This is a genomic window from Streptomyces sp. NPDC088730, assembly GCF_044751215.1.
Taxonomy (GTDB): Bacteria; Actinomycetota; Actinomycetes; order Streptomycetales; family Streptomycetaceae; genus Streptomyces.
In genome coordinates this window covers 24841-47290 of the sequence record NZ_JBIVLK010000024.1, presented here as the reverse complement: position 1 = coordinate 47290, position 22450 = coordinate 24841, and the positions used below count along the sequence as shown (strand labels likewise).

21 protein-coding genes are annotated in these 22450 nt (G+C 72.6%); 13 read left to right on the top strand and 8 right to left on the bottom strand.

Going from position 1 to position 22450, the window contains the following annotated elements; genetic code table 11:
• The first annotated feature begins 3 nt into the window (after nucleotides 1-3).
• The 7 genes from ACIP89_RS35915 (at nucleotide 4) to ACIP89_RS35885 (ending at nucleotide 9532) form a co-directional block, all read left to right on the top strand.
• The gene (locus ACIP89_RS35915; RefSeq protein WP_402118648.1) at nucleotides 4-981 is read left to right on the top strand and encodes an ABC transporter permease; all 978 of its coding nucleotides are present in this window, start codon (nucleotides 4-6) and stop codon (nucleotides 979-981) included.
• Complete coding sequence (locus tag ACIP89_RS35910; RefSeq protein WP_401920024.1) at nucleotides 978-1991, top strand: ABC transporter ATP-binding protein; 1014 nt, start codon at nucleotides 978-980, stop codon at nucleotides 1989-1991. Before ACIP89_RS35915 ends, ACIP89_RS35910 begins: the two co-directional genes overlap by 4 nt.
• A gap of 31 nt (nucleotides 1992-2022) precedes the next feature.
• Nucleotides 2023-3441, top strand: a complete 1419-nt coding sequence (locus ACIP89_RS35905) for a GH1 family beta-glucosidase (RefSeq protein ID WP_402118646.1) — start codon at nucleotides 2023-2025, stop codon at nucleotides 3439-3441.
• A 52-nt stretch (nucleotides 3442-3493) separates the two neighbouring features.
• Nucleotides 3494-5392 (top strand): discoidin domain-containing protein, encoded by a 1899-nt coding sequence (locus tag ACIP89_RS35900; RefSeq protein WP_402118644.1) that lies wholly within the window; start codon nucleotides 3494-3496, stop codon nucleotides 5390-5392.
• Nucleotides 5393-5999: 607 nt separating this feature from the next.
• Nucleotides 6000-7439 carry a hypothetical protein gene (locus tag ACIP89_RS35895; protein WP_402118642.1) on the top strand — a complete coding sequence of 480 codons (1440 nt, stop codon included), beginning with the start codon at nucleotides 6000-6002 and terminating at the stop codon, nucleotides 7437-7439.
• Nucleotides 7440-7523: 84 nt separating this feature from the next.
• Entirely contained in the window at nucleotides 7524-8120 is a 597-nt protein-coding gene (locus ACIP89_RS35890) for a dihydrofolate reductase family protein (RefSeq protein WP_401928220.1), read from the top strand.
• A gap of 155 nt (nucleotides 8121-8275) precedes the next feature.
• Nucleotides 8276-9532 (top strand): MFS transporter, encoded by a 1257-nt coding sequence (locus ACIP89_RS35885; protein WP_402118639.1) that lies wholly within the window; start codon nucleotides 8276-8278, stop codon nucleotides 9530-9532.
• Between the two features lie 10 nt (nucleotides 9533-9542).
• Here the strand turns inward: ACIP89_RS35885 and ACIP89_RS35880 are convergent, their stop codons facing one another.
• The 4 genes from ACIP89_RS35880 to ACIP89_RS35865 all read right to left on the bottom strand — a co-directional run bounded on the left by ACIP89_RS35880 (nucleotide 9543) and on the right by ACIP89_RS35865 (nucleotide 14304).
• Entirely contained in the window at nucleotides 9543-10667 is a 1125-nt protein-coding gene (locus ACIP89_RS35880; RefSeq protein WP_402118637.1) for an FAD-dependent oxidoreductase, read from the bottom strand.
• 250 nt (nucleotides 10668-10917) lie between these two features.
• Complete coding sequence (locus tag ACIP89_RS35875; RefSeq protein WP_401928228.1) at nucleotides 10918-11502, bottom strand: nucleotide exchange factor GrpE; 585 nt, start codon at nucleotides 11500-11502, stop codon at nucleotides 10918-10920.
• Entirely contained in the window at nucleotides 11499-12662 is a 1164-nt protein-coding gene (locus ACIP89_RS35870) for a tetratricopeptide repeat protein (protein ID WP_401933550.1), read from the bottom strand. The genes ACIP89_RS35875 and ACIP89_RS35870 overlap by 4 nt, the downstream gene beginning before the upstream one ends.
• A 16-nt stretch (nucleotides 12663-12678) precedes the next feature.
• On the bottom strand, nucleotides 12679-14304 hold the full coding sequence (locus tag ACIP89_RS35865) for an Hsp70 family protein (RefSeq protein ID WP_402118635.1): 1626 nt from the start codon (nucleotides 14302-14304) through the stop codon (nucleotides 12679-12681).
• 253 nt (nucleotides 14305-14557) lie between these two features.
• Between ACIP89_RS35865 and ACIP89_RS35860 the strand changes: the two genes are divergently transcribed.
• The 4 genes from ACIP89_RS35860 to ACIP89_RS35845 all read left to right on the top strand — a co-directional run bounded on the left by ACIP89_RS35860 (nucleotide 14558) and on the right by ACIP89_RS35845 (nucleotide 17296).
• Nucleotides 14558-15604: an NAD(P)/FAD-dependent oxidoreductase gene (locus ACIP89_RS35860; protein WP_402118664.1), complete on the top strand. Its 1047-nt coding sequence runs from the start codon at nucleotides 14558-14560 to the stop codon at nucleotides 15602-15604.
• Nucleotides 15601-16254: a class I SAM-dependent methyltransferase gene (locus ACIP89_RS35855; RefSeq protein ID WP_402118633.1), complete on the top strand. Its 654-nt coding sequence runs from the start codon at nucleotides 15601-15603 to the stop codon at nucleotides 16252-16254. The genes ACIP89_RS35860 and ACIP89_RS35855 overlap by 4 nt, the downstream gene beginning before the upstream one ends.
• Nucleotides 16255-16313: 59 nt before the next feature.
• Nucleotides 16314-16868, top strand: coding sequence for a DinB family protein (locus tag ACIP89_RS35850; protein WP_401928237.1), 555 nt, complete (start codon nucleotides 16314-16316; stop codon nucleotides 16866-16868).
• Between the two features lie 68 nt (nucleotides 16869-16936).
• Nucleotides 16937-17296 carry a hypothetical protein gene (locus tag ACIP89_RS35845; RefSeq protein ID WP_311303019.1) on the top strand — a complete coding sequence of 120 codons (360 nt, stop codon included), beginning with the start codon at nucleotides 16937-16939 and terminating at the stop codon, nucleotides 17294-17296.
• 43 nt (nucleotides 17297-17339) lie between these two features.
• Here the strand turns inward: ACIP89_RS35845 and ACIP89_RS35840 are convergent, their stop codons facing one another.
• Entirely contained in the window at nucleotides 17340-18239 is a 900-nt protein-coding gene (locus ACIP89_RS35840; protein WP_402118631.1) for a LysR family transcriptional regulator, read from the bottom strand.
• 70 nt (nucleotides 18240-18309) lie between these two features.
• Between ACIP89_RS35840 and ACIP89_RS35835 the strand changes: the two genes are divergently transcribed.
• Nucleotides 18310-18624, top strand: coding sequence for a hypothetical protein (locus ACIP89_RS35835; RefSeq protein ID WP_402118628.1), 315 nt, complete (start codon nucleotides 18310-18312; stop codon nucleotides 18622-18624).
• 65 nt (nucleotides 18625-18689) lie between these two features.
• Here the strand turns inward: ACIP89_RS35835 and ACIP89_RS35830 are convergent, their stop codons facing one another.
• The gene (locus ACIP89_RS35830) at nucleotides 18690-19328 is read right to left on the bottom strand and encodes a YceI family protein (protein WP_402118626.1); all 639 of its coding nucleotides are present in this window, start codon (nucleotides 19326-19328) and stop codon (nucleotides 18690-18692) included.
• A 225-nt stretch (nucleotides 19329-19553) separates the two neighbouring features.
• Between ACIP89_RS35830 and ACIP89_RS35825 the strand changes: the two genes are divergently transcribed.
• Nucleotides 19554-20075 (top strand): hypothetical protein, encoded by a 522-nt coding sequence (locus ACIP89_RS35825; RefSeq protein ID WP_401928248.1) that lies wholly within the window; start codon nucleotides 19554-19556, stop codon nucleotides 20073-20075.
• Between the two features lie 83 nt (nucleotides 20076-20158).
• On the opposite strand, the gene ACIP89_RS35820 is transcribed toward ACIP89_RS35825, so the two are convergent.
• Entirely contained in the window at nucleotides 20159-20914 is a 756-nt protein-coding gene (locus ACIP89_RS35820; RefSeq protein ID WP_401928250.1) for a copper homeostasis protein CutC, read from the bottom strand.
• Entirely contained in the window at nucleotides 20911-22434 is a 1524-nt protein-coding gene (locus ACIP89_RS35815; protein ID WP_402118623.1) for a M81 family metallopeptidase, read from the bottom strand. Before ACIP89_RS35815 ends, ACIP89_RS35820 begins: the two co-directional genes overlap by 4 nt.
• Nucleotides 22435-22450 lie beyond the last annotated feature (16 nt).

Below are 22450 nucleotides of genomic sequence, written 5' to 3'. Positions count from 1 at the left end.
GAGATGGCTGTCACCGCCACAGAGGTCGCCGTACTCGACGCGGCCGAGACCCCGGCCGCGAGCAGGCGCAAGTTCCGGTTCCTGCGCGGCCGCAAGACCGTCATCGGGCTCTGCATCCTGCTCTTCTTCGTCGTGATCGCCGTCATCGGCCCCTGGATCGCCCCCTACGACCCGGACACCATGGGCAAGGAACTGCTCCAGCCGCCCTCCGGGGCGCACTGGTTCGGCACCACCCAGACCGGTCAGGACGTGCTCTCGCAGATCCTCGTCGGCACCCGCGGCGTCCTCGTCGTCGGATTCATCGCCGGCATCCTCGCCACGATCCTGTCCGTACTGATCGGCGTCAGCGCCGGCTTCCTCGGCGGCACCGCCGACGAGGTGCTCTCCCTGCTGTCCAACGTGTTCCTGGTCATCCCCGGACTCCCGCTGATCATCATCATCGCCAGCTTCGTCTCCGACACCGGAGACCTGCTGATCGCGGGTGTCATCGCCCTGACCTCCTGGGCCTGGGGAGCACGGGTGCTGCGCGCCCAGACGCTCTCGCTGCGCCGCCGGGACTACGTGGAGGCGGCCCGCGCCACCGGTGAGTCGACCTGGCGGGTCATCTTCTTCGAGGTGATGCCGAACCTGACCGCCGTCATCGCCTCCGGCTTCGTCGGCACGGTCATCTTCGCGATCCTCTCCGAGATCACCCTCGCCTTCATCGGCGTCGCGGACATCTCCAACTGGAACTGGGGGACCGTCCTGTTCTGGGCGCAGTCCAACCAGGCCCTGGCCCAGGGCGCGTGGTGGTGGTTCGTCCCCGCCGGGCTCTGCATCGCCCTGCTCGGCATGTCCCTGGCCCTCATCAACTTCGGCATCGACGAATTCGTCAACCCGCGCCTGCGCACCGAGACCGGCGGCTCCCGCAAGGTCCGGATGCGGGTCGGCTTCACCCCCGTGGCCCGTACGGGCGACCCCGGGAAGGAGAACCGCTCATGAGTGAGCCCGTCCTCAGCATCAGCGGCCTCAACGTCGACTACGGGACCGGGGACGACGCCGTGCACGCGCTGCGCGACATCGACCTCACCCTGCACCGGGGCGAGGTGCTCGGCCTCGCGGGCGAGTCCGGCTCCGGCAAGTCCACCCTGGCCTACGCCGTCACCCGGCTGCTCTCCCCGCCCGGTGTGATCACCGGCGGCGAGGTCCGCTACCACCAGCGCGACGGCGGGACGCTCGACCTGCTGACCCTGTCCGCGCCCGAACTGCGCGCCTTCCGCTGGCAGGAGCTGTCGATCGTCTTCCAGGGCGCGATGAACTCCCTCAACCCGGTGCACACGGTCCACAGCCAGCTCACCGACGTACTCCAGGCCCACCGCCCGGAGATGAAGCGCACCGAGCGCACCGCACGCGCCCAGGAGCTCCTGAAGCTCGTCGGGATCTCCGCCGACCGGCTCGCCGCCTACCCGCACCAGCTCTCCGGCGGAATGCGCCAGCGCGTGATGATCGCGATGGCGCTCGCGCTGGAACCCGAGGTCGTCATCATGGACGAGCCCACGACGGCCCTGGACGTCGTCATGCAGCGGCAGATCCTGCGCCAGCTGGTCAAGCTCCGCGAGGAGCTCGGCTTCTCCGTCGTCTTCATCACGCACGACATCTCGCTCCTGATCGAGTTCTCCGACCGGATCGCGATCATGTACGGCGGCCGGATCGTCGAGGAGGCCGCGTCCGCCGACATCTACCGCGACCCCCGCCACCCCTACAGCGACGGACTGCTGCACTCCTTCCCCGCGCTGCACGGCCCCCGGCGCGAACTCAGCGGCATCCCGGGCTCGCCCCCGCACCTGTCCGCGATGCCCGCCGGATGCGCCTTCCACCCCCGCTGCGCCAAGAAGGTCGAGGGCTGCGACACGCACGTCCCGGTGCTGGCCGCACCGGACGGGGACAGCTCCCGCTCGGTGGCCTGCTGGCTCCACCGGGAGGTCCCGGCCCCCGCAGTCGCCCGTTCCTAGCGACGTACGCACCGCACACCACAGGAGAACCATGAACCTCGTCACCCCCCAGGCCTACGCCCGCGAGATCGCCGCCCAGGCCATTCCCGGTCTGCCCGCCGACTTCCGCTGGGGCGTCGCCACAGCCGCCTACCAGATCGAGGGGGCGGCGGCGGAGGACGGCCGGACGCCCTCGATCTGGGACACGTACTGCGGGGTGCCGGGCATGGTCGTCCGCGGCGAGAACGGCGACGTGGCCTGCGACCACTACCACCGGATGCCCGAGGACGTCTCGCTGATCGCGGACCTGGGCGTCGACACGTACCGCTTCTCGCTGGCCTGGCCGCGCATCCAGCCCGGCGGCCGGGGCCCCGCCAACGCCAAGGGCCTCGACTTCTACAAGCGGCTGATCGACGAGCTGGACGACAAGGGCGTCACCCCGTGGATCACCCTCTACCACTGGGACCTGCCGCAGGAGCTGGAGGACGCGGGCGGCTGGCCGGTCCGTGACACCGCCTACCGGTTCGCCGAGTACACGGCCCTCGCCTACGACGCCCTGGGCGACCGGGTGAAGCACTGGACCACGCTGAACGAGCCGTGGTGCTCCGCGATGCTCGGTTACGCCTACGGCAACCAGGCCCCCGGCCGGCAGAACTTCGGCGAGGCGATCCACGCCGTCCACCACCTGCTGCTGGGCCACGGCCTCGCCTCGCGGTACCTGCGCGAGCAGGCCGCCGCCCGCGGCAACGAGCTCGAACTCGGCCTCACCCTCAACCTGGGCACCGCCACCCCCGAGACGGACAGCCACGAGGACGCGGAGGCCTGCCGCCGCGCCGACGGACTCGGCGCCCGCCTCTACCTGGACCCGGTCGTCAAGGGCGCCTACCCCGAGGACATCGTCACCGACCTCGCGGTCCAGGGCATCGAACTCCCGGTCCAGGAAGGCGACCTCGCGGTCATCGCCACCCCGCTGGACGTCCTCGGCGTCAACTTCTACCGGGGCTCGCTCTTTTCCGGCGTGACCGAGCAGGGCGCGGTGCTCGACGCCGACGGACTGCCCGTCACCCGCGTCGTCGAGCGCGACCTGCCCCGCACCGCCATGGACTGGGAGATCACCCCCACCGCCCTCACCGACCTGCTCGTCCGCCTGGAGAAGGACTACGGTCTCCCGACGGTCATCACCGAGAACGGCGCCGCCTTCGACGACACCGTCTCCCCGGACGGCGAGATCCACGATGCGGACCGCACCACCTATCTCGCCGACCACATCGCCGCCGTCGCCGCCGCCCGCGACCAGGGGGCCGACGTCCGGGGGTACTTCGCCTGGTCGCTGATGGACAACTTCGAGTGGTCCTACGGCTACGACAAGCGATTCGGCATCGTCCGCGTCGACTACGACACGCAGGTGCGGACGCTCAAGGACAGCGCCAAGTGGTACCGCGACACCATCCACCACACCCGCAACGCGTAACCGCGCCCGTGCGCGGCCGCGCGGCCCCACTGATACGAACGGGAGCCCCACCATGCCCTCTCGTACGACTCTGGCAGCCACCACCGCAGCTCTGATCGCCTTCGCCGCCCCCACGGCCTTCGCGGCGCCCGCCCCCACGGCCTTCGCGGCGCCCGCCCCCTCGCGGGCCGCCGTACGGGCCGCGGCCTGGGACACCGATCTGACGGCCGCCGCCCACACCGCGAACCCCGGCGCCGTCACCGCGTCCGGCAGTGAGAACGACACCACCGGACCGGGCGCCGCCGCGGACGGCGACGCGGCCACCCACTGGTCGAGCAACGCCGCCGACGACGCCTGGCTCCGGGTCGATCTCGGCGCCAGCTACCGGATCAGCCGGGTCACCCTGGACTGGGAGGCGTCCTACGGCAAGCAGTACGCCCTGGATGTGTCGAGGAACGGCACCGACTGGACGGCGTTCTACACCGAGGACAACGGCACCGGCGGCAGCGTCACCGCCCACACCTACCCGCAGGAGGCCACCGGCCGCTACGTCCGGATGCGCGGCATCCAGCGCGCCACCGGAGGCGGCTACGCGCTGTCCGCCTTCAAGGTGTACGGAGGCGAGCCCGCGCCCGCCTCCACCACCCGCGCCAACCTGGCCCTGAACCATCCCGCGTACGGCAACCTCTACCAGGACGCCGGCAGTTCACCCGCCTTCGTCACCGACGGCGGCTGGCCCGCCGACCTCAAGGGCGGCCAGTCCCGCTGGTCGAGCGACTGGAACGCCGACCGCTGGGTGAGCGTCGACCTCGGGGCCACCTCCACCATCGACTCGGTCGACCTGTACTGGGAGGCGGCGTACGGCGTCGACTACCGCATCCAGGTGTCCGACGACAACAGCGACTGGCGCACCGTCTACCAGCCCACCGCCGACGAGGTCGCCGCCCGCCGCGCCGACATCAAGGCACCGGGCGACGCCGCCGGGCGCCACGACACCGTCACCCTGCCCACCCCGGCGACCGGGCGCTACGTCCGGATGCTCGGCGTGGAACGGCGCTCCTTCTACAATCCCGCGCCCGCCACCGCCCAGTTCGGCTACTCCCTCTACGAGTTCCAGGTCTGGGGCACCGGGGGCAGCGCGGACGCCGCCTACCCGGCCCTGCCGAAGGACCCCGGCGGCGCCTACAGCACCACGTTCTTCGACGACTTCACGGGCTCCGGCCTGGACCGCTCCAAGTGGCGCGTGGTGCGCACGGGCACGGAGATGGGGCCGGTGAACGGTGAGTCGCAGGCCTACGTCGACTCGCCGGACAACATCCGGACCGAGAACGGCGCGCTCGTCCTGGAGTCGAAGTACTGCAAGGGCTGCACGTCCACACCCAACGGCACCTTCGACTTCACCTCCGGCCGGGTCGACACCAACACCAAGTTCGACTTCACCTACGGCAAGGTCAGCGCCAGAATGAAGCTGCCGGTCGGGGACGGCTACTGGCCCGCGTTCTGGATGCTCGGCAGCGACGTCGACGACCCGACGGTCTCCTGGCCCGGCTCCGGCGAGACGGACATCATGGAGAACATCGGCTACGGGGACTGGACCAGCTCCGCGCTGCACGGACCCGGCTACTCCGCCGACGGCAACATCGGCGCGCAGCAGACCTACGCCGACGGCGGTCGCGCCAACGAGTGGCACACCTACGGCGTCGAGTGGACGCCGGAGGGCATGACGTTCACCGTCGACGACCGGGTCGTCCAGAAGACCTCCCGGCAGAAGCTGGAGTCCACCCGGGGCCAGTGGGTCTTCGGCCACAACCAGTACGTGATCCTCAACCTGGCCCTCGGCGGCGCCTACCCGGCCGGCTGGAACAAGGTCACCGAGCCCTACTGGGGCCTGCCGCAGTCCAGCGTCGACCGGGTCGCCCAGGGCGGCGTCAAGGCCGAGATCGACTGGGTCAGGGTCGAGCAGAAGAAGTAGTACCCGCCGCGTCAGCCTCCCTGTGAGCGCGGTGATATGCCGCCCCGTCCAGCCGCCCCGTCCAGCCGGCCCGTCCAGCCGGCCCGTCCATCCGGACGGGCCGGCGGACCGGGACCGCGCCGGTCCCCGGGTCCGTGGCCACGTACAGCCTGCCGTCGGCGGTCAGCGGCCCGCCCGCCCGCACCGGGCCCGCCCGACACGCGCCGGCGGGCCGCTCGGGTCGCCGTGGGCCCGCGTCTGCGCCCCGTGGCCACCAGCACCGTGGCCCGCGAGGCGGCCGCCACGGAGGTGCGGTCGCCGGAGTCCGTACGCCACAGCTGACCGCCGTCGGTCGGGGCCCGGTCGCCGCCGCCTCGTCCCGTGCCGGGCCCCGCCTCCGCTCCGCCGGGCGGGCCGGCGCTCATCCCGGCCGGGTGCACACGGTGAGCGCCCGGAGCGGACGCCGGGCGCGGGGGACGGGATGCCGTCCGCCGGACGGACCTTTCGCGCGGGCGACCGGGCCGGACCGGACCCGGGCGTCACGGATCACCCGCGGACCCGGGGAATCCAGGCCAGGGCCCACCGGTCCCGGGACGCAGCGATCGGCCGGGTGGGTTACGTTCGAGGTATGCGGAACAGACCGTTCCCGACCTTGCTCCCGACGCTCCTGGCCGGACTGCTGGCGCTCCTGTCGGCGGCCGCCCTCGTTCTGACGCTCGCCCCGCCCGCCACTCCCGCCGCGCCCGCCCCGCCCGCGGCCGTGAGCGCGTCCACCGTCGACGAGGTGGCGAGGGCGCTGCGCAAGAGCCCGGTGTACGTCGATCCGGCCGCGTCCGCGCAGCTCTCCCGCAGCCAGGCGGCCGCTCTGACGAAGAAGATCAAGGACGCCGACAAGCCGGTGTTCGTGGCCGTGCTCCCGCAGACCTCGGCCTTCCCCGCGTCGAGCGTGCTCAGGACGCTGCGCACCGACACCGGGATCACCGGCGTCTACGCCATCCGGCTCGGCGACGGCTTCAACGCGGCAGCCGACCCGCAGGTGATGTCCCGGCAGGCGGTGGGCAACCTCACCGCCGCCGTGAAGGCACCGGGCGCGGACCCCGACGCCGCGACCCAGCTGAACGGCTTCGTGGACCGGGCCGTCGAACAGGCCAGGGGCCACGCCCCCGACTCCTGGGGCGGCTCCTCGTCCGGCCGGGGCTCGTCCGCCGCCGGGCTGATCGCGGCCGGCGCGGTGGTGGTCCTCGGCGGCGCGGGCGCCTACACGATCGTCCGCCGCAACCGCAGGCGCAAGGAGGCGGAGGAGCAGGCGGCGCTCGACAAGCTCCGGGTCGTCGTGGACGAGGACATCACGGCGTACGGCGAGAGACTGGACCGGCTCGACTTCCATCCGGCGGAGGCGGGCGCCGACGACGCGATGCGCGCGGACTACGAACGCGCCCTCGACTCCTACGAGAGCGCCAAATCCCGCATGGAGCACGCCCGGCACCCCTCCGACGTGCGCGGGGTGACCCAGGCACTGGAGGACGGGCGCTTCTCGCTCGCCGTCCTCGATGCCCGGCGCACCGGCACCGAACTGCCCGCGCGCCGCCCGCCCTGCTTCTTCGACCCGCGCCACGGCCCCTCGGTGGCCGACGTCCGCTGGTCCCCGTCGGGCGGCGCGGCCCGCGAGGTCCCGGTCTGCGGCGCCGACGAGATCCGGCTGCGCGACGGCGAGGACCCGATGAGCCGCACCGTGGACATGGGCGACGGCAGCCGCCGCCCCTACTGGGAGGCGGGCCCGGCCTACGGCCCCTGGGCGGGCGGCTACTTCGGCGGCGGCCTGCTGCCCGGCCTGCTGGTCGGCACGATGCTCGGCTCGATGCTGTCCACCCCGGCGTACGCGGCGGAGTACGGCGGCGGTGACTTCGGCTCCGGCGGCGACTTCGGCGGCGGCGACTTCTCCGGCTCCGACTTCGACTCCTCGGGCTTCGGCGGCGGCGGATTCGGTGACGGCGGAGGCGGCGGGTTCGGTGACGGCGGCGGCTTCGGCGGCAGCGGCGGCGGGGACTTCGGGGGCGGCGGGTTCTAGGAAGCGCGTCCGGCGATGAGTTCCGGGCGGGCCGGCAGTCTCTGTTCCCGTACACCTGATCCGAAGTACCGAGGAGTGAGCGGAATGCGCGTTGTCATCAGCGAGTTCATCAGCCTGGACGGCGTCGTGCAGGCGCCGGGCGGTGCGGAGGAGGACCGCGACGGCGGCTTCGCGCACGGCGGCTGGTCCCACCCGTTCTTCGACGCGGACGTGGTCGGCGCCTCCTTCAGCGAGGCGGTGGACGGGGCCGGGGCCCTGCTGTTCGGCCGCCGCACCTGGCAGACGATGGCCGCGGCATGGCCCGAGAGAGCCGGCGACCCCTTCGCGGACCGGATGAACAGCCTCAAGAAGTACGTCGTGACCGGCACCCTCGGCGACGGCGACCTGACCTGGAACAACACCGAACGCATCCCCGGCGAGAAGGCCACCGCCCGCATCCAGGAGCTGCGGGAGCGGGGCGAGGGCGACCTCCTGGTCATGGGAAGCCCCACGCTCGTACGCGGACTGCTGGGCGAGGGCCTGGTCGACGAACTCCGGCTCGTGATCATGCCGGTGCTGCTGGGCGGCGGGAAGTCGGTCTTCCCGGCGGACGGCGCGCTGCGCACCCTCGAACTGGTCTCGTCCGCCACCAGCCCCGCGGGCGTCCAGGTGTGCACGTACCGTCCGGCGGCCAAGGGGTAGCGGCAGGCCCCGACGCCCACGCCGAGCAGTATGCCGGGACACAACCAGCGGTTGTGTCCCGTGCCCGCCGGTTGTTTGCTCTCACCACCCCCCGGTCGCTTTGATGCCTGGTGGTCGGCGCAGGGCTGTCCGGACCGGCGGGAGGCATGTGGGGCATGGCGGGCAGACGGAAGCTGGGGCGTCGGTTCGGGTGGTTGTGGGCGGCGTACGCGGTCAGCTCGTACGGCACCGGGCTCGGATTCGGCGCGTTGCCGCTGATCGCTGTGCTCGTGCTGCACAGCGGGCCGACCCAGGTGGCGGCGCTGGCCGCAGCCGGGCGGGCGGTGGGGGCGCTGGTAGCGGTGCCGCTCGGCCCCTGGGTGGAGTTCCGGCACAAGCGGCCGGTGATGATCGCGATGGACCTGATCCGGTTCGCGGCGCTGATGAGCATTCCCGCCGCGTTCGCGCTCGGTCTGCTCGGCTTCGTCCAGCTCCTGCTCGTCTCGGTCGTCGTCGCGGCGGCCGACATCGCCTTCAAGGCGGCGAGCGGTGCCTATCTGAAGGCGCTCGTACCGTCGCAGGACCTGCTCGTCGCGAACGGCCGGTTCGAATCCACGACGTGGACCTCGACCATGATCGGGCCGCCGCTCGGCGGGGCCGCGATCGGGCTGTTCGGGCCGGTGACGACCGTCGTCGCCGACGCGGTCAGCTACCTGCTCTCGGCGCTCGGCCTCCGCGCCATCGGCGGAACGGAACCGGGCCCCGCCCGCACGGCGGCGCCCCGGCTGCGGGCCGGGGATCTCCTCGACGGCTGGCGCTACCTCCTCGCCCACCCCACGCTGCGCCCGCTGCTCCTCAACTCGATCGTGGTCAACGGCCTGATCATGGCCTCCGCGCCGCTCCTGGCCGTCCTCCTGCTCGGCCCCCTCGGCTTCGCCCCCTGGCAGTACGGTCTCGTGTTCGCGGCCCCCTGCGTCGGCGGCCTCATCGGCTCCCGGCTCGCGCACCCGCTGGCGGCACGGTTCGGCCGGCACCGGACGATGACCGCCTCCGGGGCGCTGCGCGCCTGCTGGCCCGTCGGGCTCGCGTTCGTCGGACCCGGTGCCCCCGGAATGGCGCTCATCATCCTCGTCCAGCTCGGACTGGTGACCTGCTGCGCCCTGTTCAACCCGCTGCTGGCCACCTACCGGCTCGACCACACAGAACCCGACCGGGTGGCGCGCACCCTGTCCGCCTGGTCGATCAGCAGCAGCGCCGCCATCGCGGCCATGACCGCGCTGTGGGGACTGCTGGCCGCCGTCACCAGCCCCCGCGCCGCGATCGCCGCCGCCGGGGTCGTGCTGCTGGCCACCCCGCTGCTGCTGCCCCGCCGCGAGGGCACACCCGGACCACCGGCACCCGCCGGCGCCGGGGAGGCCGTGGACCGGGTCTGAGGGCGGCCGCTCAGGCGGTCCCGCCGGCGGGCACGAAGAAGCTGATCACTTCCTCGATCGTGGGGTTGGCCGGGGCCTGCGCCTCCGCCGCGCCGACCTCGGCACTGCGCGGGAACATCACCCGCTCGTACGCGCCGAGCGCGGCCTCGACGTCGTCGGGGTGCGCGGCGAGGGCCGCTCCGAGCTCGGCGCCGTCCAGCATGGCCAGGTTGGCGCCCTCGCCGTTCGGGGGGATGAGGTGGGCGGCATCCCCGACCAGGGTCACTCCCGGCACCCGGTCCCACCGGTGCCCGACCGGGAGCGTGTGGTGGGGGCGCACGACCGGCGCGGTGTCGCTGTCGGTGATCAGGGCGGTGAGCTCCGGGGCCCAGCCGGCGAACTCCTGCGCGATCCGCCGGGTGGCCGCGGCGGTGTCGGTGAAGTCGATCGCGGCGAACCAGGACTGCGGCCTGGTCAGCATGGCGTACGTGTGGAGCGTCGCGCCGCTCTCCCGGTGGGCGGCGAGCTGGATCCTGCCCGGGTCGATCGCGAACATCGACCCGCCACCGACCGCCTTCGCGGCAGCGGCGTGCCGCTCGTCGGCGTCGAACAGATAGGTCTCGACGAACGACATGCCGGTGTACACGGGTACGTCGCCGGAGAGCAGCGGCCGGACCCGCGACCAGGCCCCGTCCGCACCGACCAGCAGACCCGTGGCCGCGGTGGAGCCGTCCGCGAAGGCCACCTCGTGACGCCCCCCGCCGAGGCTCCGGACACCGCTCACCTTGTGGTCCCACCGGACGGTGCCGTCCGGGAGCGCGTCGAGCAGCAGCCGCCGCAGCTCGCCGCGCTGCACCTCGGGCCGGCCGCCGGTGCCGTCGTCGGGCTGGTCGAGCAGGACGTTCCCGTCCCGGTCGAGCGCCCGCATCGCCTGGCGGCCCTCCAGGACGATGGAGCGGAATCCGTCCATCAGACCGGCCGCCCGCACCGCCAACTGGCCGTTGTAGTCGTGGATGTCGAGCATCCCGCCCTGGGTGCGGGCCGTCGGGGAGGCCTCCGCCTCGTAGACGGTGGACGGGATGCCGTGGACGTGCAGGACGCGGGCGAGCGTGAGGCCGCCGAGTCCGGCGCCGATGATCGTGACATGAGGGGTCATGCCGGCTCCTTGCCGTTCGCGGGCCTGCCGGACGGACTCCGGCGGGCGCTACGGCAAGAGTCCGGGCCTCCGGCGACAGGCTGCCGACACCTCACCGACACCGTGCGGGGCGCGCCGACAGGCGGCCGACACGGCGGCGGGCCGCACCATAGCCTCCGTACGGTTGCGGGGTTAGGGCCTGATCCGCCGGACAGGCCCTAGACGGCGTGCGCGGAGGCATCCGTTCGTGGGCCCGAGCGGCCCGGCCGGTTCAGGGAGCCGTGTACACCCGGACCTGCTGTGGCCGGATGACGCGCTCTCCCATGCGGTAGCCGTGCCGCACGACCTCCGCGATCTCGCCGACGCGCTCGGGCGACACGGCCGCGACCGTACCCACGGCTTCCTGCGCCGCCGGGTCGAAGGGGCCGGGCGTCACGGGAACGCGGGTCATTCCGTACTTCTCCAGCAGTGTCCGCAGCTCCGCGCTGACCGAGTCGGCGAACTGGGTGTCATCCCCCGACTGACGTTCCACCCGGTCGGTCAGCAGGATCAGGTCGTACAGGAGCGGCTGCAGGGTGCGGCCTTCGGCGTGCTCCCGCGTGTGGCCGAGGGCCGCGTGCAGTTCGTCCAGACTGCGGCGGGCCTCCCGGTCGTTCAGCAGTCTGCGCCGGAACTGATCGCCCAGCGAGGCGAGCTCCTCCCGCATGCCGTCCACGGCGTCGGCGACCACCGCGAACGGGTCGGCCGGGACCGGCTGTTCGGACGGCTCGGGCGGCTCGGGCTGCTCGGACGGCTCAGCCTGCTGGGGCTGCCCGGCCTGGTGGGGCGTGTAAGGGGGCACGGGCGGAGTGCTCACGAGGGGTTCCTGACATCGGGCCGGGCGGGTGCCGGCAGGTTGTGGAGGGCGTGCCGCCACCGCGGCCGGATGCCCATCAGGACGGTCAGGGCGACGAGGGCGGCCAGGACGGTCAGGCTGAGCGCCGTCATCCGCGCGAACAGCACGATCGTGACGCACAAGGCCATCACCAGGAGCATGGAGCCCCGCACGCGCCACGTGCGGCGCGGTGCGCGGGCGGCTTCCGACCGGTACACATCCAGCAGGTCCAGCAGCTGGGTGTCGCTGGGGCCGACCGCTTCCGCCTGTTCCACACAGTGCGTGACCTGCGCGGCGCCGGACGCGGTCACGATGACCCAGCGCTGCCGCGCCGGATGCCAGGACATCGCACCCTCGGCCCGCAGACGCCAGATCGTGCCGATGCGGTCGCGCACCCCGCTGTGGTCGGGCCGGAGCTGCAGGGCCCGCTCGTTCCAGGCCAGAGCCGCGTCGTAGTTGTCCGCGGAGAACAGGGCGTCGGCCGCGGCGACGGTGCGGCCGAAGTCCGTCGGCGCCAGACGTGCGGCGCTCACGTGCCAGTCGGCGGCCGTGGCGAGCTGACCCCGTGCCGCGTGCACCAAGGCGATGCACGTGTGGGTCAGGGCGTCCCGGGGGTACAGGGCTCGTGCCCGTTCGTACTCCTGCAGGGCGTCGGCGTATTCGCCGTGCTTGGCGTGGATGGAGCCGAGCAGCCGCCACGCGTCGCCGTCGTGCTCGTTGTGGTGGACGGCTTGGCGGAGGTCGTAGAGCGCCGCTTCGTCGTTGCCCTCGCGCAGGTGCTCCCGCGCGCGTGCGACCCAGTTCCGCCCGCCGTCCGCGGCGGGCCGGGGAGGGGGGACGGCCTCCGGCTCGCGTTCCGCCTGCCTGGGGCGCTGCTCGGCCTGTCTGGCGCGCTGCTCGGCGGCACGGAGCCGGCGGTCGTAAGCCTTGCGGCGGGCCGGGTCCACCAGGTGGGCCCTGGCCTCGCCGACCAGGGCGACCTTGTCCTCGGCCTCGCGTCGCTTCTTCGGGTCGGGGGCCCGGCTGGCCCGGCCGGCCCAGGTGCGCAGGGCGCGGTCCAGCGAGCGGCCCAGCTCCTCCGAGCCGGCGTTCCGGTCGAGATCGAACGCCGTGTAGTAGTCGCTGACGTCGTCGGTGGTCATGGCGCGTGCGTTCCTCTCAGAGAGTCAAGGTACGCGCGACGCGGTCCGAGGCCTGGGCGAGCTCCACCTGGCTCAGGTTGTCCGGGCGCTCCAGCTCGAACTCGCCGAGCCACTTGTGCGTGGTGCCGTCCCGCACCTCGACGTGGATGATCCCGTCCACGTCGTAGGAGTACGTGACCTCGAAGGGCGCGCCGAGGGGATAGCGCGGGATGTCGAGAACGCTCTCCCCGACGATCTTCACGTAGTCGAGGTCGTCGTCGTTTCCCTCGGTCACCTGCACGCGCAGCTTCTCCTGCTGCTCGGAGACGGTGAAGAAGGTGTCGGTCTTCTTCGCCGGGACGGTGGTGTTGTGCGGGATGATCACCGCGTTGTGCTCGTCGTCCGGGATCGTGTGGTCGCGGAGGGCGACCATGCCCAGGGACTGCGAGGTGACGTCCTTCACGGACTTGACCCGCCCCTTGGTGAGCCTGGCGAGTCCGTCACCCGGGGCGGACTCCACGCTCGCACCGCTGCCGACGTACTTGCGCCGCTCCTGCGCCGTCTCCTGCCGCACCGCGGCGTCGAGGGCGATCAGCGCGGCGCCCAGTGCGACGACCTCGTCCTGGTTGATGCCCGGCTCCGGGTCCTTGCCGGACAGGCGGGTGATCAGCTCGGGCACCATCGGCATGCGCGTGGAGCCACCCACCAGCAGTATCCGGTCGATGCCGGCCCAGGTCAGACCGGCCTCGCTCAGCACGCCCTCGGTGATGACCCGCGTGCGGTCCAGCAGATCGGCGGTGAGCTCCTCGAACTTCTCGCGGGTGACGCGGATCTGTTCGTGCCGGCCGCCCGCGGAGAGGATCACCACGGACTGCGGGGTGTTGGAGAGGGTGCGCTTGGCGATCTCCGCCTTGTCGCGCAGCTCGGCCTGCAGAGCGCTGTCCTCGTTGAGGTCGGTGCCGCCGGAGGCCATGAAGGCGCCGTTGAGGTAGTTCATCAGCGCGCCGTCCCAGTCGAAACCGCCCAGGTTGCGGTCCCCGTCGGTGGCGACGACCTCGTAGTCGCCGTCCGCGACGTCCATGACGGTGACATCGAAGGTGCCGCCGCCCAGGTCGTACACCAGGACCGTGCCGATCTCCGGCGCCGGTTCCGCACCGCCGTCCGCCTCCTGCGGGACCGACTGGGCGACTCCGTAGGCGAGCGCGGCGGCGGTCGGCTCGTTGACGATGCGCAGCACGTCGAGTCCGGCCAGCCTTCCGGCGTCCTGCGTGGCCTTGCGGCGAGCGTCGTCGAAGTACGCCGGTACGGTGATGACGGCCTGCTCGACGCTCTCGCCGAGCATCAGCTCGGCGTCCTCCTTGAGGCGCTTGAGCAGCAGCGCGGAGATCTCCTCCGGGCGGTACGGGGTGCCGTCCTCCGCGTGGTACACCGGATGCGGCTCGCCCATGTAACGCTTGACGAACTGCACCACGTGGTCGGGGGCCGTGGCGGCCGAGCGCTTCGCCTGCGAACCGACGACGACGGTGTCCCCCTGGAACATCACGACGGACGGAGTGATGTTCTCGCCCTCGCGGTTGCGCACGATGGACGGACGCCCCGCCCGGTCGGCGACCGCCACGGCGGAGTACGTCGTTCCCAGATCGATCCCCACGACACGCGCCACTGACTTCCCCCTGCGTAGGCCCATGAGCGTCACCGAGCCCTCAACTCTACCTGTGGCAGCCGCTGTTGATCCATGGTGCACGGTGAAGTCGGGCGGCCGCCGGGGTGCTGTCAGGAGCGGGGGCCGGGCCCGTCGGCCGCTCGGGCGGGGAGGCCGCCCCGGACAGTCGGTTGCCGCTTCGGCAATAATCTTTGCCGCCTGGCGCGGGAGCGCGCACCATCGTCCGCAGATGGAGGTGTTTCGCATGAGCGACATGACGACGCAGACGGAGCGGACGTACGACGTAGTGGTGATCGGCGGCGGTGCCGCCGGGCTGAGCGGGGCCCTGGCGCTGTCCAGGGCCAGGCGTTCGGTGCTGGTGATCGACGCGGGCAGCCCGCGCAACGCACCCGCGTCCCACGCGCACAACTACCTGGGGCGCGAGGGGCTGCCGCCCGCCGAGCTGCTGGCCGTCGGCCGCGACGAGGCCGCCGGGTACGGGGCCGAGATCGTCGGGGGTACGGCCGTGACGGCGGAGAGGCTGCCCGGCGGCACCGGGTTCCGGGTCGTCCGGGAGGACGGGACCGCCGTCACCGCCCGCCGCCTCCTCGTCACCACCGGGCTCGCCGACGAACTGCCGCCGGTGCCCGGCCTGGCCGAGCGGTGGGGCAAGGACGTGCTGCACTGCCCGTACTGCCACGGCTGGGAGGTGCGCGACGCACCGATCGGCATCCTGGCCGTGAGCCCGATGGCGGTGCACCAGGCGCTGCTCTGGCGGCAGTGGAGCGACGACGTCACCCTCTTCCTGCACCGTGCCCCCGAGCCCACGGACGAGGAGTACGAGCAGCTCGCCGCGCGGGGCATCGCCGTGGTGGACGGTGAGGTGACCGGCGTCGAGGCGAGCGGGGACCGGCTCACCGGGGTGCGGCTGGCCGGCGGCCGGGTCGTGCCGCGCCAGGCGGTGGTGGTCCAGCCGCGCTTCACCGCGAGGTCAGGGGTGCTGGACGGCCTCGGGCTGCGGGCCGCCGCGCTGGAGGTGGGCGGCCACACCGTCGGCACGTACATCGCGTCCGATCCGGCCGGCGCGACCGAGGTGCCCGGGGTCTGGGTCGCCGGTAACGTCACCAACCTGATGGAGCAGGTCATCGGCGCCGCCGCGGCCGGGCTGAAGGCGGCCTCCGCCATCAACGCGGATCTGGTGGACGCCGACACCCGCCGCGCGGTCGAGGCCCGCCGCGCACCCTTCTCCGCGGAGGCGGAGCGCCAGGTCTGCGAGAAGACGCTCGGAAACCGCCGCCACGGACTTCAGGAGACACGATGACAACGGACAGCACGCCGACCGACGCGGAACTCTGGGACGAGCGCTACCGCGAGAGCAACCGGATCTGGAGCGGGAACCCCAACACCGCGCTCGTCCGCGAGGTGGAGGGACTGGCGCCGGGGCGCGCCCTGGACCTCGGGTGCGGGGAAGGGGCCGACGCGGTCTGGCTCGCGCGGTGGGGCTGGCGGGTCACCGCCACGGACATCTCGCGCGTCGCGCTCGGCCGGGCCGCGGAACACGCCGCGGAGGCGGGGGTCCAGGAGCGGGTCGACTGGCAGTTCCACGACCTCGGGGTCTCCTTCCCCGAGGGGGAGTTCGACCTGGTCACCGCCTCGTTCCTGCACTCGATGGGCGACCTGCCGCGTGAGGCGGTCCTGCGGCGGGCCGCCGCCGCCGTCGCGCCCGGCGGGGTGCTCCTGATCGTCGGGCACGCGGGCTTCCCGGCGTGGGCTCACGACCACGCGGACATGGAACTCCCCACCACCGACGAGGTGCTGGCGTCCCTCGAACTCCCGGCGGGGGAGTGGGACGTGCTGGTCAGCGAGGAGCACGAGCGGGTGCAGAACGACCCGGACGGGAACCCCACCACCCGTACCGACAACGCCCTGAAGGTCCGCCGCCGCGCATCCGGCATACAGGACGGGAGCTGACCTATACGGGTCCTAGAGTCGTTCCTGACGGCGGAACAGGAACGACGAAGGCGGAGACCATGAACGTCAACGAGCCGGACACCCACGACGCGGCCGCGGCTTCCCTCACCGGCGAGCGCGCCGATCTGCTGGAGGCCCTGGCCAAGCAGCGGCACTTCCTGCGCTTCACCACCCGCGACCTCACCGACGAGCAGGCCGGGCTGCGGCCCACGGCGAGCGAGCTGTGTCTGGGCGGTCTGATCAAGCACGTCACCGGGGTCGAACGGGGCTGGGCCGCCTTCATGGTGGAGGGGGCCTCGGCGATGCCGGACTTCACCGCCATGACCGAGGACGACTGGGCCCGCCGGGCGGACGACTTCCGGATGCTGCCGGGCGAGACGCTGGAAGGCGTGCTGGCCGCGTACGAGGAGGAGGCGGGCCGGACCGACGAACTGGTCGCCACCCTGCCCGACCTGGGCGTCACCCATGCGCTCCCGAAGGCTCCCTGGTACGAGGGGGACGCCCGGTGGTCGCTCCGCCGGGTGCTGATGCACGTCATCGCGGAGACCGCGCAGCACGCCGGGCACGCCGACATCATCCGTGAGTCGCTGGACGGCGCGAAGAGCATGGGCTGATCCCGGCGGTCGAGTGAGGCCGGAGCGGTGGCCGTTACCGCCGCTCCGGCCGGGCCGTTGGGCCGGTCATGAATACTCGACGCCTGACCAGCGCACTCGGCACCCTCGCCGCCACCGCCCTGCTCGCGCTCTCGGTGCCCGCCACCACCGCCCACGCCGCCGAGTGCGGGGTCCGCTCCGACGGCCGGCTGTACTGCGGCAACGCCGTGGGTGCGAAGGGATACGCGGACCGCTCCTACCGTTCGGCGACCCGTGGCACGCTCACCACCGGGTTCAACTGGTTCGCCTGCTGGGGCCACGGCGACCCGCACCAGGGCCAGAACGACATCTGGTACTGGACCCAGCTCGACAACGGCCAGTGGGGCAACGTCCCGGCCGTCTCCGTCAAGACCGGCGTGGACCCGGCCCCCGGCCTCCGCGAGTGCTGAACCGGCAGCCCTAGCAGGGCCACCCGCGCCGGACCCGGCCAGTTCAGCCGACAGCACCTGATCCCTGGTGCGCGGCCGGGTCCGGCCGCGCCGTGCTCGCGCGGACCGCGGCGTCGACGAACGAGGCGACGAGCGGCCGCTGGTCGAGCCGTGACCACGCCACGACCATCCGGCTGGGCGGGGCATCGGCCACCGGCCTGCACACCAGCCCCGGGTGGACGGGTTCGACGGACGAGCGCGGCAGGATCGCGATCGTCCGGCCGAGCATGATCAGCTGAGTCATCTGTGCCACGTCCGCGATCTCCGGGCCGCTGCCGCCGATGACGCCGTCGCCGCCCTCGGGCACGCCCTTCCAGCGCGGCAGTGTCTCGCCCGCCAGGTCGGCCATCCGCAGCTCCTCGCGAGCGGCCAGCCGGTGCCCGCGCGGCAGGACCGCGACGCGTCCCTCGACGAACAGGGTCCTGTGGTCCAAACCGGTCAGGTCGTCGAACGGCGCGTACAGCAGCGCCAGATCGGCCCGGCCGTCGCGCACGTGGTCGGCCCGGTCGGTGGCGCCGCCGAAGAGGACGTCCACCCGGCCGGCGCCCGGTCTGCCGGCGTACGCGGCGAGGATTCCCGACAGCAGGTTCGCGTCGCCGCCCGGCTTGATCACCAGCCGCAGATGGGCCTCGGGCGCACCCGCCCGGCGGGCCCCCTCGGCCGCCGCGCTCACCGCGTTGAGCGCGTGGCGGCCGTGATGCAGCAGCGCCTCCCCGGCCGGCGTCAGCGAGACCCGGCGGCTGGAGCGGGTGAGCAGCCGGACACCGAGCCGTGACTCCAGGCGCTGGACCGCTTTCGACAACGCCGGCTGGGCGATGGACAGGCGCTCGGCGGCCCGGCCGAAATGCAGCTCCTCGGCCACCGCGACGAAGTACTCGATCTCACGCGTCTCCAGGTCAGCCATGCCCACAGGTTATCGTTCGAGGCCGGATCGGTCTTGGACTCCGCCCCGGCTGCCGGGGTTGGATTGGCTCATGATTGACCACACGATGATCGTCTCATTCAACGAACCCGTCCCGGACGCGGAGCTGGATCAGTTCCTGAAGGACATCGAACAGCTCATGCGCGACTCCGGGCAGACCGAGTCGTTCTCGGCGGAGCGCCACATCCGTGTGCCCGCCGACGAGCACAGCCCCGTGTTCACCGCCACCGCGATCGTGCGGTTCGGCTTCGCGGACCTCGACGCGCTCAACGCCTCGTTCGCGGCCCCCGGGGCCGAGGAACTCATCCGGAGCTGGCAGGCCCGGTACCCGTACAAGGTCGTCTGGGCCAACCACCGGCCGCTCTGACACGACCGCGCCCGCCGTCCGCTCCTCGCGAGGAGCGGACGGCGGGCGTGCGGTGCGGGGCGGTGTCAGGCCTGCGGTGCGGCGGCCTTGATCGCGGAGATGTCGAAGTTCAGCTTCACCTTGTCGCTGACCATCACGCCGCCGGTCTCCAGCGCCGCGTTCCAGGTCAGGCCCCAGTCGGAGCGCAGGATCTCGGTGCCGCCCTCGAAGCCGACCCGCTCGTTGCCGTACACGTCGGTCGCGGAGCCGTTGAACTCCAGGTCGATGGCGAGCGGGCGGGTGACGTCCTTGATGGTGAGGTCGCCGGTGACGCGGTACTTGTCGCCGCCGAGCTGCTCGGCGGAGGTCGAGCGGAACGTCATGAGGGGGAACTTCTCGGCGTCGAAGAAGTCGCCGCTGACCAGGTGGCCGTCACGGTCCGCGATACCGGTGTCCACGCTGGCGATCCTGACGTCGATCGAGGCGGTGGAGCCGGCCGGGTTGCTGCCGTCCAGCCGCAGGCTGCCCTCGTGCTCACCGAAGGAGCCGCGCACATTGGTGACCATCGCGTGGCGCACGGTGAAGCCGATGCTGCTGTGGGCCGGGTCGATCGTGTAGTCGCCGGTGAGGGCGGCCAGGGCCGGGTCGACGGCGGTGGCGGTCGCGGCGGTCGCGGTGGTCGCGGTGGTCGCGGTGTCGTTGGATTTGCGGTTGAACAGAGCCATGGCTCCTCCTCGGGACGTGATCGAGCGGGACTCGACGTGATTGTTTAACCTTCAACGAGATCGACTGTAGCGCTATCTAGTTCAAAGTTCAACATCCAGGGTCGGGGTCCGTCCGCGTGGCGCCGCGCATTCGCGCGACCGTCACTCCGCGCCCTCTGGCGGACGCGCGTAGAACTCGGGCACTATCTCCCTGCCCCCATGTTGTCATGCACAGGAGGAGTCCCCATGGTGTCCCGTATGACGCTGCGCCCCGTCCTGACCGTTCTCGCTCTTGTCCTCGGAGTGCTCTTCGCCCCCGGAATCGGTGTCGTCTCCGGTGCGACGGACGCCTTCGCCGTCAGCAAGCTCACCCACAGCCAGGCGACCGCCAGATTCAGCTCGTCCGGCGTCACCTGGTCGTCCTCCGGCGGCTGCTCCAACCGCAACGTCGCCACCTGTACCTCGTTCGACCAGCTCAACCTGGAGTCCGCCCAGGGGGCCCAGACGCTCAGGAGCGCCACGGGCTGCGCGCTCAACATCACCGGCGGCACCGAGACCGGGCACGCCAGTGGCACGTACTCGCACTGGAACGGCTACAAGCTCGACTTCGGCAAGACCACCTGTCTCACCAACTACATCCACGGCGTGTTCAGCTACATCGGTCTGCGCGGTGACGGCGCGCCCCAGTACCAGTCCGGCTCCGGCAACATCTACGCGGACGAGGGCAACCACTGGGACGTGACGTACTACAACTGCGGCGGCTGCTGACGCCCTCCGGTCCGGCCCCGCGCATGACGGCGCCCCCGCCCGGGAGTCGGGCGGGGGCGCCGTCATGCGCGGGGCGGCGGTGGTCAGCCCACCGCGTCCAGGGCCTGTCGCGCCAGGCCGACGACCTCGGGGTCGGTGACGAAGTGGGTGTCCTGCTCGGCCGACGCTCCGCCCGCGCCGAGCGGTATCCAGCTGCCGCCGAGCCGGCGCGGCGCGCGGGTCTTGGCGGAGAGGTGGACCGCGGCGACACCGGCCGAGGCCAGCGCCGGGATGTCGGCGAGGCGCACGCCGCCGCCGGCCATCACCTGCACACCGGGGGCGGCGGCGACCATCGCGCCGATCGCGGCCAGCCCGTCGGCCGCGGCCGGGGCGCCGCCCGAGGTGAGGACCCGGCTCATACCGAGCGAGGGCAGCAGCGCGGCGGTGGCCACCGGGTCCGCGGACTGGTCGACGGCGCGGTGCAGGGTCACCTCCACCGGGCGGCCGGAGGCGCGGGCCGCCTCGGCGAGCCGGGCGACCGCGACCGTGTCCAGCGCGCCGTCCGCGGTGAGCGCGCCGACGACCACTCCGGCGGCGCCGGAGGCGATGACGGACCGCACCTCTGCGGCCATCAGCGCGATCTCCTCCGCGTCGTGGACGAAGTCGCCGGGCCGGCACCTGACCAGCACCTGCACCGGCAGCCCCTCCGCCGCGACCGCCTCGACCAGCGCGGCCGACGGGGTCAGGCCGCCCAGCTCCAGCGCGGTGCACAGCTCGACCCGGTCGGCACCGTTCTCCCTGGCGGCGCGGGCGCCGGCCGGTGAGGTGACGGCGATCTCCAGGGCGGGACGTGCGCTCACTCGTCGTCCCCGGTCAGCGGCTGGTCGGAGGCGGGGATGACGCGGGCCGACAGGTCCGGGTCCGCCATCTCCCGGTCGAACGGGAACATCGGGCGGCGGATGCGGTGGTGGCCCAGGCGCACCAGGTCCTGGTCCACGCCGCCGGGGGTGAGCGCCATCTTCCAGCCCACCGACATGTCGAAGAGTTCGGGCTCCAGGTAGCCGATCTTCACGATCACGATGTCGGCGCCGCGCGGGTCGAGGCCGAGGCCGGTGAAGTCGTCCTCGCGGTGGTACGGCTTGCGGAGCTCCGTGAGGATCGCGTACACACTGCCCACCCGGATCACGACCTCGGTCCGGGCGTCGCGGTCGCCGTGCCGGACGGAGTGCACGGTGCCGGTCAGGGTGACCGGGCCCGCGTGCCGGTCGTCCACCTCAGCCCCCGCGGTGACCGTGACGGTGGCGCCCACCCCGGCGGCGACGGCCGTCGCGACGGCGGCCGGTCCCGGCACCGAGGCGTAGATGACGGCCGGGCCGTCGTCCTCCCGGAACTCCGGGCGGGCCAGCAGCCGGGTCAGCCCCCAGGTCATGTCACCGGAGCCGCCGGCGGTCGGGTTGTCCCCGGTGTCGCTGATGAAGTAGGGGCGCTGGTCCGAGCCCAGGGCCTCGTCCAGGATTCCGTCGAAGGTGCCGGTCGGGGCGACGAAGCCGAAGTCGTCGCGGGCCTTCCAGAAGCCCTCGGCCAGACGCTCCGCACCCGCGGACACCGCGGCCCGGTCGGTGCCCGTGACCACCACCGCGGCCCGGTTGCGGGGCTCGTCGGCCCAGGCGTAGCCGACCCAGATCGCCGCGTCGGTCACGCCGTCCATGGCCTCGACGTCGTCCACCGCCGCGTACACGCTCCTGGCCGGCTCGATCCGGGTGGAGGTCTGCTCGCCGGCCAGCAGCACCGGTACCGGCACCCAGGCCTTGACCGGACGGGGCGCCCCGGAGGCCAGCAGCTCCACCAGGTTGCGGACGGCCCGCTCCTTGGTCTCCATGTGGTCCTCGTGCGGGGCCATCCGGTAGCAGGTGATCAGGTCGCTGCCGTGGACGAGTTCGCGGGAGACGTTGCCGTGCAGGTCCATCGAGGTCGAGATGACGACCTCGGGGCCGACGGTGGCGCGGATGCGGTCCAGCAGGACCACCTCGGCGTCGTCGATGCCCTCCACGGTCATCGCGCCGTGGATGTCGTACCAGAGGCCGTCCGGGCGGGGCAGCGCGGCCAGCCGGTCGATCAGCTCGTCGGTCAGCTCGGTCCAGGCGGCGGCGGTGACGGTGCCGCCCGGCAGCGACTTTCCGACCAGGGCGCCGTGCCAGTCGGCCGCCTCGCGCAGTTCCTCACCGGCGGCCAGGAAGGGGTAGCGGTCCAGCACCTCGGCGCCGCGCGAGGGGTGGAAGGCGGCGGCCCCGGTCCGGGCGGGGGAGAAGGTGGAGGACTCGATGCCGAGCCCTGCGATGGCGATGACCGGGCGGGATGCTGCGGTGCGGGATTGCGACATGGCTCCTCGTAGGGGG